Genomic DNA, 8,766 nt, shown 5'->3' with positions numbered 1-8,766 from the left:
GAGCCCCCTTACGGAATCGAACCGTAGACCTTCTCCTTACCATGGAGACGCTCTGCCGACTGAGCTAAGGGGGCGGCGGCGACGAGGTTACCTGAGAACGCCCCGATGCCGCCTCCCCAACTGTCCGATCGCTGACAGTACGGACCCGATCCCTCGCCGGCACGCCCGCGCGGTTCGACACTCGACCCGACCGCGAGGAGGCGAGCATGCAAGAACGGACGATCCCCAACCATCCGCTGGATCGTCTGGCGACCGTGCCGGGCGTCAGTGAGCTGCCGCTGAGCACCCGCCAGTCGATCGACCGGATGTCGTGCGAGGTGCACGTGCGCCAGGGCGAGACGCTGATCCGGAAGGGCCAGATCGGCAACCAGGCGTTCATCATCACCGAGGGCCGGGTGGAGATCCGCGACGACGGTCGGCACATCGCCACCAGGACCGCGGGCGACTTCGTCGGCGAGGCCGTGATCCTGTGGGGCGGGCTGCGATCCGCCGACGTGGTCGCGCAGTCCGACCTCACGATGCTGGTGATGTCGACCACGGAACTGGTCACGCTCTACGACGATCCGGCGTTCCGCAGCTGGGCCGAAGGTCGCATCGCGACGCACGCCGGCGCCTAGCCGCAGGACGAATCTGTGGCGGGTGTTGGGTTCGAACCAACGTAGGCTGAGCCGACGGTTTTACAGACCGTTCCCTTTGACCACTCGGGCAACCCGCCGTCGCACCCAGGGGTGCGCGCGTCGGACAGGATAGCCGGTGCCCGGGCGCACCTGAGGAGGCGAAGCCAGATGGCAGATTCGTCATTCGACGTCGAGAGCAAGGTCGAGCGGCAGGAGGTCGACAACGCCCTGAACCAGGCCGCGAAAGAGGTCGGCCAGCGTTTCGACTTCAAGGGGACGGGCGCGTCGATCAGCTGGAGCGGTGACGACGCGATCGTGATCACCGCCAACAGCGACGAACGGGTCAAGGCCGTGCTCGACGTGTTCAAGGAGCGGCTGGTCAAGCGAGACGTGTCGCTCAAAGCGCTCGACCACGCTGACCCCGAGCCCGCTGCGGGCGGGACCTCCCGGCTAGCGGTGAAGATCCGTCAGGGCATCGACTCGGACAAGGCCCGCATGATCACCAAGCTGATCAAGACCGACGGACCCAAGGGCGTGCAGGCCGCCGTTCAGGGCGACACGGTCAGAGTCTCGAGCAAGAAGCGTGACGACCTGCAGGCCGTCATCGCGCTGCTGAAGAGCGCGGACATCGGCATCCCGCTGCAGTTCACCAACTATCGCTGAGCAGACCGTCTCAGAGCCAGTCGCTCTTCTTGAACACCACGTAGAGCACGCCGACCAGGCCGGCCATGAGCGCCAACGCGGCGTAGCCGCCGGCTCTGGTGCCGGCATGCGGATACACGAAGACGTTCATGCCGTAGTAGCCGGTGATCACCGCCGGGACGGCCGCGATCGCCGCCCACGACGTCACCTTCTTCATGATCTCGTTCATCCGGTTGCCCTGGATCGTCAGATGCGTCTCCATGATCGTGGAAACGAGATCGCGCAACGAGTCGGTCCAGTCAGCGGCGCGCAGCACGTGGTCGTACACGTCCTGGTAGTACGGCATGAGTGCGTCGTCCACGAGGTCGTTCTCACGGCGCATCAGCGAGTTGAGCACCTCGCGGGTCGGCAGCACGACCCGCCGGATCCGCAGTAGCGACTTGCGCAGGTCGTAGGACTCCCGCTGGACCGCCGTACCGGTCTCGGTCGGCTCGAACAGCAGGTCCTCGAGCGCATCGATCCGGTCGTCGAGTGCCTGGACCGTGTCGAAATGCGCGTCGACGACCACGTCGAGCAGGCCCCACAGCAGGAAGCCGACACCGTGGTTGGCGAGGTCGTCGTTGTCGTCCCAGCGGGCAACGACCTGGTCCATCGAGTAGCCGGCCGTCTTGCGGACCGTGATCAGGTAGCGCTTCGCGGCGAAGATCGCGAGCTCGTGAGGCACGACCTGCCCGTCGTCGTCCAGCGACACGTCATACAGCGAGATGAACACGTGGTCGTCGTAGTGGTCGAGCTTGGGCCGCTGGCGCTCGGCCGTCGCGTCCTCGACGGCGAGCGGATTGAGCCCGAACTCCTCGGCGAGGAGCTGCAGGTCGTTCGAGTCGGGCGTGTCGAGGTCGAGCCAGACGACGCAGGCGTCCTTGGTCTCGAGGTGATCGGAGATCTCCGCCGGGTCGAAGTTCTCCTTGACGCACTTGCCCTGCCGGTAGAGCCGAGTTCGGATCACAACCCCAACCGTAAGGCGGCGAGCTCACTCGGCCCGGTACGCCGCGCTCACCTGACCAGGCGGCGCCGGCTCGCGCAGCCTGTCCCGCTCATGGGTGAGACCGATCACGTCGACGGCGGAGTACTCGAAGTCCGTCGACCAGGACAACGCATCCCACGGGCACACCTCGATGCAGATGCCGCAGTACATGCACAACGCGTAGTCGATCGCGAAGCGGTCCAGCACGTGCTTCGTCCTGGGTCGCCCACCTTCGGCCGTGACGGGCTCGGTCTCCTTGTGCGAGTCGATGTAGATGCACCAGTCCGGGCACTCCCGTGCGCACACCATGCACGAGGTACACCGGTCCTCGTGCAGCACGATCGCACCACGGCTGCGCTCGGGCATCGTCATCTCGGCACCCCGAAGGGCCGCTTGCGGCCCGGCACCGACTCGCCGGGCTCCTTCGCCCCCGGCCACTCCTTCGCGACGCGCGAGGCGAGCACGAAATCCTTGCGCAACGGGTTGCCCTCGAAACCGTCGGGCAGCAGCAACGGGCGCAGCTCCGGGTGGCCGTCGAAGCCGACGCCGAACATCTCGTGCGTCTCCCGCTCGTGCCAGGCAGCGCCCGCCCACACCCCGGTCAGCGTGGGCAGTGTGCCGCCGTCGCGCGCCACGTGGGTGCGCAGCAGGACGCCGCGCCGACCGGCCACCGACCACACGCGTGCGACGACCGCGATGCCCGACTCGCCGTCGTCGTACGCCGACAACCAGTCGAAGAAGTCGTAGCCCTCCTCGTCACGCAGCGCTGTCGCTGCCGCCACCCACTCTTGCGGGGCAACGTCACGCGTCAGCGTGGCGAAAGCCTCGGTCATGTCGTGACCCGGTCGTGGAGCTGCGCGAGGCCGTCGAGCAACGCCTCGGGACGCGGCGGGCAGCCGGGGATGTAGACGTCGACGGGGATCAGCTGGTCGACGCCTTTGGTGACGCTGTAGGAGTCCCAGTACGGCCCGCCGCAGTTGGCGCACGAGCCGAACGAGATCACGAAACTGCCCGGCGGCATCTCGTCGTAGAGCCGCTTCACCTGAGGCGCCAGCTTGTCGGTGACGGTCCCCGACACGACCATCACGTCCGCTTCGCGCGGCTCCGGCGCGAATGGCCTCGCACCGAGGGCGGCCATCTCGTCGCGTCGAGCGGCCGCGGCGACGAACTCGACGGCACAGCAGGCCAGGCCCACGTCGAGCACGTGCAGGCGATAGGTGTGTCCCCACTCCAGCGTCGTCGGGCTCACGAGCGTCAGGGTAATGAGTGGGCACGGTTCGGTTGGTAGCGTCCTCGCGTGGCTCGGCCCCTGCGAATCGGCAACTGCTCAGGCTTCTACGGCGACCGGCTCGCGGCCATGCGGGAGATGCTCGACGGCGGTGAGCTCGACGTACTGACCGGCGACTACCTCGCCGAGCTGACGATGCTCCTGCTCTGGCGGATCAAGGCGAAAAACCCCGATCGCGGGTACGCCGTCACCTTCGTTCGCCAGCTCGAGGACTGTCTCGGCGACGCTTGGGAACGCGGTGTCAAGATCGTCGCCAACGCCGGCGGCCTCAACCCGGCCGGGTGCGCCGCCGCGGTGCGCGAAATCGCGGGCAGGCTCGGGATCAGGGTCAATGTCGCCTACCTCGAAGGCGACGACCTGCTGCCGCGACGGGCGGAGCTGGCCAAGGCGGGACTCGAGCTACCCGCCTCGACGATCACCGCGAACGCCTACCTCGGCGGCTGGGGCATCGCCTCCGCGCTCTCAGGTGGCGCCCAGGTCGTCATCACCGGACGCGTGACCGACGCGGCGCTGGTCATCGGACCCGCGGCGTGGTGGCACGGCTGGGACCGCCACGACTACGACGCGCTGGCGGGAGCGCTCGTCGCCGGCCACGTGCTCGAGTGCGGCGCGCAGGCGACGGGCGGCAACTACTCGTTCTTCACCGAGGTCCCCGGCATCGAGCACGTGGGCTTCCCGCTTGCCGAGATCGGCTCCGACGGCAGCGCCGTCATCACCAAGCACGAAGGCACGGGCGGACTCGTCGACGTCGGCACGGTGACCGCGCAGCTGCTCTACGAGATCGGCGCGCCGCACTACCTCAACCCGGACGTCACCGCGGACTTCTCGACGATCGAGCTCACCCAGGACGGCCCCGATCGGGTCCGGATCTCGGGGGTCAAAGGGCTGGTTCCGCCCGACACCACGAAGGTGTGCGTCAACACCCTCGGCGGCTTCCGCAACTCGATGACGTTCCTGCTCACCGGACTCGACATCGACGCCAAGGCCGACCTGGTACGCCGACAGCTCGCGCCGGCGCTGACCGGCATAGAAAGCGTCGAGTGGCATCTCGCCCGCACCGACCACGACGACTCGGACACCAACGAGGGGGCAGTCGCCCGACTGACGGTGTCAGTGAAGGACAGCGATGCCGGCAAGATCGGACGGCCGTTCTCCAGTGCCGCCGTCGAAATCGCGCTCGCGTCGTACCCGGGCGCGACGATGACCGCACCACCCGGCGACGCCTCGCCGTACGGCGTGTATCAGGCGGCCTTCATCCCGAACGCTCGCGTCGAGCATCGCGTCGTCACCCAGAACGACGAGCGCGTCGAGATCCATGCCGAAGCGGGCGCGCCGCCGCAGCAGCTGGCGACGGCGCCAGGCTCGGGCGGCGCCGAGCCGTCCGGTGCGACGTGGCGGATGCCGCTGGGCGCGATCGTGGGTGCGCGAAGTGGCGACAAGGGCGGCAACGCCAACGTCGGGGTGTGGGTGCGGACCGACAAGGCCTACGAGTGGTTGGCAGGCTTCCTCGACGTCGCGGCGTTCCAGCGACTGCTGCCCGAGACGGCAGGGTTGAAGGTCGAGCGCTACGAGCTTGCCAACCTGAGGGCGTTGAACTTCGTCGTCGAGGGTCTGCTCGGCGAGGGCGTGGCCTCGTCCACGCGGCAGGATCCGCAGGCGAAGGGACTCGGCGAATGGCTGCGCTCGCGTCAGGTCGAGGTGCCGACGACGCTGCTGGAGAACGAGGTCGAATGACCACCGACGTCTGGACCACGCCGGAGCGCGCCGCGCTGCGACAGCTGGCACGCGAGTTCACGGCCCGCGAGATCGTGCCGAACCTCGAGCAGTGGGAGACCGACGGCGAGCTGCCTCGGTCACTGCACAAGTCCGCGGCCGCCGCGGGGCTGCTCGGTGTCGCATTCCCGGAGGAGGCCGGCGGCCAGGGTGGCTCGATCATCGACTCGACGATCGTGTCGGAGGAGATGCTCTACGCCGGCGCGTCGAGCGGTCTGTTGTCCGGGCTGTTCACGCACGGCATCGCCTGCCCGCACATCGCCGCCTCCGGCGACACCGCTCTCATAGCGCGCTATGTCGTCCCTACGCTGGCCGGCGACAAGATCGGCTCCCTCGCGGTCACCGAGCCCGATGCCGGCTCTGACGTTGCGGCGATCCGCACCCGCGCCGTGCGCGACGGCGACCACTACGTCGTCAACGGCGCGAAGACGTTCATCACCTCCTCTACCCGTGCGGACTTCGTCACCACTGTGGTGCGGACCGGCGACGATCCGCACCACGGCATCTCGTTGCTCGTCGTCGACACCGATTCACCCGGCTTCTCCGTCGTACGCCGCTTGTCGAAGATGGGCTGGCTGTGCAGCGACACCGGCGAACTGTCCTACGTCGACGTGCGAGTGCCGGCGTCGAACCTCGTCGGCGCCGAGGGCAGCGGCTTCATCCAGGTCGCACAGAACTTCGCCGGCGAACGGCTCGGCCTGGCCGTTCACGCCTACGGAATCGCGCAACGGGCGCTGGATCTCACGGTCGACTACGTGCGCAACCGGATGGCGTTCGGCAAGCCGCTGATCAACAAGCAGGTGGTGCGCCACAAGCTCGTCGACATGAAGCGCGCCGTCGAGGTGTCCCGAACCTACGCGCATGTCATCACCGAGCGGGTCGCCGCCGGCGAGCAGCTGTTCGCCGAAGCCGCGATGGCGAAGAACCAGGCCGTCGAGGCGTGCATGTACGTCGTCAACGAAGCGGTACAGCTGCACGGCGGCGCCGGGTACATGCGCGAGACCGAGGTCGAGCGGCACTACCGCGACGCGCGCATCCTCGGGATCGGCGGCGGCGCCACCGAGGTCATGAACGACCTCATCGCCAAAGCCCTCTTCGGCTGAATCCGTCGCCGCGGTCGCGAGCCTGCGGCCATCCTTCAGAGGCGGCGGTTGACGACCACGTCGCAGAGCGACTCGAGGGCTGCTCTCGCGTCGCCGTCCGGGAGGCCGGCGAGCGACGCGCGGGCCTGCGCACCCCAGAACCGGGTGACGTCGGCCGCCTCCTCCATGACCGGGTGCGCCCGCAGTTGCCCGAGGACGCCGGCGAGCGTCGCGTCGTCGCTGAGATCACCGTCGAGGGCAGCCAGCAGGTCAGCGTCCTCGGCCCGGCCGGCGCGGCGCAGCAGCAAGACCGGCAGCGTCGGCACGTGCTCGCGCAGATCGGTCCCTGGCGTCTTGCCGGACTCGACCGAGTCCGACGCCACGTCGAGCAGGTCGTCGGAGAGCTGGAAGGCGATGCCGATCCGCTCACCCCACTCGGTCAGCTGATCGACCTGGTTCGCCGGCACGCCTGACAGCAGGGCGCCGAAGCGCGCCGACGTACCGATCAACGATCCGGTTTTGTCGGCGATCACCTGCAGGTAGTGCTCCACCGGGTCGTCGCCGTCGCCGGGTCCGATGGTCTCGTGAATCTGACCCTGGACGAGGCGGCCGAAGGTCTGCGCCTGCAGCCGCACGGCTTCCGGGCCGAGGTCGGCAAGCACGTCGGAGGCCCGCGCGAACAGATAGTCGCCGGTGAGGATGGCGATCGAGTTGCCCCACCGGCTGTTCGCCGAGTCGGCGCCCCGACGCATGTCGGCCTCGTCCATGACGTCGTCGTGGTAGAGCGTCGCGAGGTGAGTGAGCTCGACGACGACAGCGGCAGGTACGACGCCGGCCGCCGCCGGATCACCGAACTGCGCCGCGAGCAGCGTCACCAGCGGCCGGAAGCGCTTGCCGCCCGCCGCGACGAGATGCGTCGCCGCCTCGTTGACGAACCCGTCGCCGGTCGTGACCGACGCGAGCAGGGCGTCCTCGACGGCGGCGAGGCCACGCGTCAGCGACGCGTCGAGCTCCGACGCGATCGTCATGCCGAGCACCCCCGCCGTGCTCTTCGACGTCACGGCTCTAGTGGTAGAACGGCACGGCGCGGTTGGCAAGGTCCAGCAGCGGCTGGGGGAAGACGCCGAGGAGCACCGTCGCCGCAACGGCGATCGCGATCGCGCCCGCCGTACCGCCGCCCGGCGTCGCCACGACCGGACCGTCAGCGACCGGTTCGGTGAAGAACATCATCACGATCACGCGAACGTAGAAGAAGGCCGCCGCCGCGCTGGCGATGACACCGACGATGACCAGCGGTGTCGCGCCACCCGCTACCCCTGCCGCGAAGATCGCGAACTTCCCGGTGAAACCGGAGGTCAACGGGATGCCGGCCAGCGCGAGCAGGAACAACGCGAAGATGCCGCCGACCAGTGGCGAGCGCCGCCCCAGCCCGGCCCAGCGGGACAGGTGCGTGGCCTCGCCGTCAGGATCGCGGATCAGCGTGAGGGTGCCGAACGCGCCGATCGTGGTCAACCCGTAGGTCAGCAGGTAGAACAGCGAGCCGGACAGCCCCGACTTGTTCAGCGCGATGACCCCGATGAGGATGAACCCGGCGTGCGCGACCGAGGAGTAGGCGAGCATGCGCTTCACGTCGGTCTGGGTGACGGCCATCACCGAGCCGACCACCATCGTGAGGATGGCGACCGCCCAGGCCACCGGGCGCCACTCCCAGCCGAGGCCGTTGAACGAGACGTAGAACAGCCGCAGCAACGCACCGAACGCGGCGACCTTCGTCGCGGCGGCCATGAACGCCGTGATCGGGGTCGGCGCGCCCTGGTAGACGTCGGGGATCCATGACTGGAACGGTGCGGCGCCGATCTTGAACAACAACCCGACAGCCAGCAGGCCGAGGCCCAGGAACAGCAGGTTGTCGTTGTGGGCGCTGGTCAGCGTCGCCGCCTGGATCCCCGCCAGGGAGACGGTGTTGGCGTAGCCGTACAACAGCGCCAGCCCGTACAGGAAGAACGCCGAGGAGAAGGCACCGAGCAGGAAGTACTTGACAGCCGCTTCCTGGCTGAGCAGGCGGCGACGGCGCGCCAGACCGCACATCAGGTACAGCGGCAGCGAGAGCACTTCCAACGCGACGAACATGATCAGCAGGTCGTTCGACGCCGGGAAAAGCATCATTCCGGTCACTGCGAACATCAGCAGCGGGAAGACTTCGGTCTGCGCGTAGCCGGCGACCACGCCCGCCCGCTCGTCCGCCGAGCCGGGCGCGGTTGCCGCCTGCGCCACGAACGCCCCACCGTCGAGGGCAGGCGAGCGGTCGGACACCAGCAGCACGCTGCCGATGCCGAGCAC

The 8,766-nt window shown here is 68.5% G+C and carries 10 protein-coding genes and 2 tRNA genes; 4 read left to right on the top strand and 8 right to left on the bottom strand.

Annotation, left to right across the window (positions count from 1 at the left end; genetic code table 11):
* Position 1: 1 nt before the first annotated feature.
* Positions 2 to 74 (bottom strand) — tRNA-Thr (locus tag VG899_06770).
* A gap of 132 nt (positions 75 to 206) precedes the next feature.
* Between VG899_06770 and VG899_06765 the strand changes: the two genes are divergently transcribed.
* Positions 207 to 617 (top strand): cyclic nucleotide-binding domain-containing protein, encoded by a 411-nt coding sequence (locus VG899_06765; protein HWA66054.1) that lies wholly within the window; start codon positions 207 to 209, stop codon positions 615 to 617.
* Positions 618 to 633: 16 nt separating this feature from the next.
* On the opposite strand, the gene VG899_06760 is transcribed toward VG899_06765, so the two are convergent.
* Positions 634 to 715 (bottom strand) — tRNA-Tyr (locus VG899_06760).
* Between the two features lie 70 nt (positions 716 to 785).
* On the opposite strand from VG899_06760, the gene VG899_06755 reads away from it, so the two are divergent.
* Positions 786 to 1,280, top strand: coding sequence for a YajQ family cyclic di-GMP-binding protein (locus VG899_06755; GenBank protein ID HWA66053.1), 495 nt, complete (start codon positions 786 to 788; stop codon positions 1,278 to 1,280).
* 10 nt (positions 1,281 to 1,290) lie between these two features.
* On the opposite strand, the gene corA is transcribed toward VG899_06755, so the two are convergent.
* The 4 genes from corA to VG899_06735 are packed head-to-tail and all read right to left on the bottom strand — an operon-like array spanning position 1,291 to position 3,532.
* Positions 1,291 to 2,265: a magnesium/cobalt transporter CorA gene (gene corA, locus VG899_06750; protein HWA66052.1), complete on the bottom strand. Its 975-nt coding sequence runs from the start codon at positions 2,263 to 2,265 to the stop codon at positions 1,291 to 1,293.
* Between the two features lie 24 nt (positions 2,266 to 2,289).
* Positions 2,290 to 2,655: a 4Fe-4S binding protein gene (locus VG899_06745; GenBank protein HWA66051.1), complete on the bottom strand. Its 366-nt coding sequence runs from the start codon at positions 2,653 to 2,655 to the stop codon at positions 2,290 to 2,292.
* Positions 2,652 to 3,116 (bottom strand): NADH-quinone oxidoreductase subunit C, encoded by a 465-nt coding sequence (locus VG899_06740; GenBank protein HWA66050.1) that lies wholly within the window; start codon positions 3,114 to 3,116, stop codon positions 2,652 to 2,654. Before VG899_06740 ends, VG899_06745 begins: the two co-directional genes overlap by 4 nt.
* The gene (locus VG899_06735; protein HWA66049.1) at positions 3,113 to 3,532 is read right to left on the bottom strand and encodes an NADH-quinone oxidoreductase subunit B; all 420 of its coding nucleotides are present in this window, start codon (positions 3,530 to 3,532) and stop codon (positions 3,113 to 3,115) included. The genes VG899_06740 and VG899_06735 overlap by 4 nt, the downstream gene beginning before the upstream one ends.
* A gap of 60 nt (positions 3,533 to 3,592) precedes the next feature.
* Between VG899_06735 and VG899_06730 the strand changes: the two genes are divergently transcribed.
* Together VG899_06730 and VG899_06725 are read left to right on the top strand one after the other, a co-directional pair.
* The gene (locus VG899_06730) at positions 3,593 to 5,305 is read left to right on the top strand and encodes an acyclic terpene utilization AtuA family protein (GenBank protein HWA66048.1); all 1,713 of its coding nucleotides are present in this window, start codon (positions 3,593 to 3,595) and stop codon (positions 5,303 to 5,305) included.
* On the top strand, positions 5,302 to 6,447 hold the full coding sequence (locus tag VG899_06725) for an acyl-CoA dehydrogenase family protein (GenBank protein HWA66047.1): 1,146 nt from the start codon (positions 5,302 to 5,304) through the stop codon (positions 6,445 to 6,447). Before VG899_06730 ends, VG899_06725 begins: the two co-directional genes overlap by 4 nt.
* A gap of 35 nt (positions 6,448 to 6,482) precedes the next feature.
* Here VG899_06725 and VG899_06720 read toward each other — a convergent pair whose 3' ends face one another.
* Together VG899_06720 and nuoN are read right to left on the bottom strand one after the other, a co-directional pair.
* Positions 6,483 to 7,487 (bottom strand): polyprenyl synthetase family protein, encoded by a 1,005-nt coding sequence (locus VG899_06720; protein HWA66046.1) that lies wholly within the window; start codon positions 7,485 to 7,487, stop codon positions 6,483 to 6,485.
* Positions 7,488 to 7,491: 4 nt separating this feature from the next.
* The coding region (nuoN, locus tag VG899_06715) for an NADH-quinone oxidoreductase subunit NuoN (GenBank protein HWA66045.1) at positions 7,492 to 8,766 on the bottom strand (1,275 nt) is incomplete at its 5' end.

Source organism: Mycobacteriales bacterium (assembly GCA_035550055.1).
GTDB lineage: Bacteria > Actinomycetota > Actinomycetes > JAFAQI01 > JAFAQI01 > DASZTV01.
Note: the sequence above shows the minus strand (reverse complement) of the source record. Positions and strands in the feature narration are given on the sequence as shown.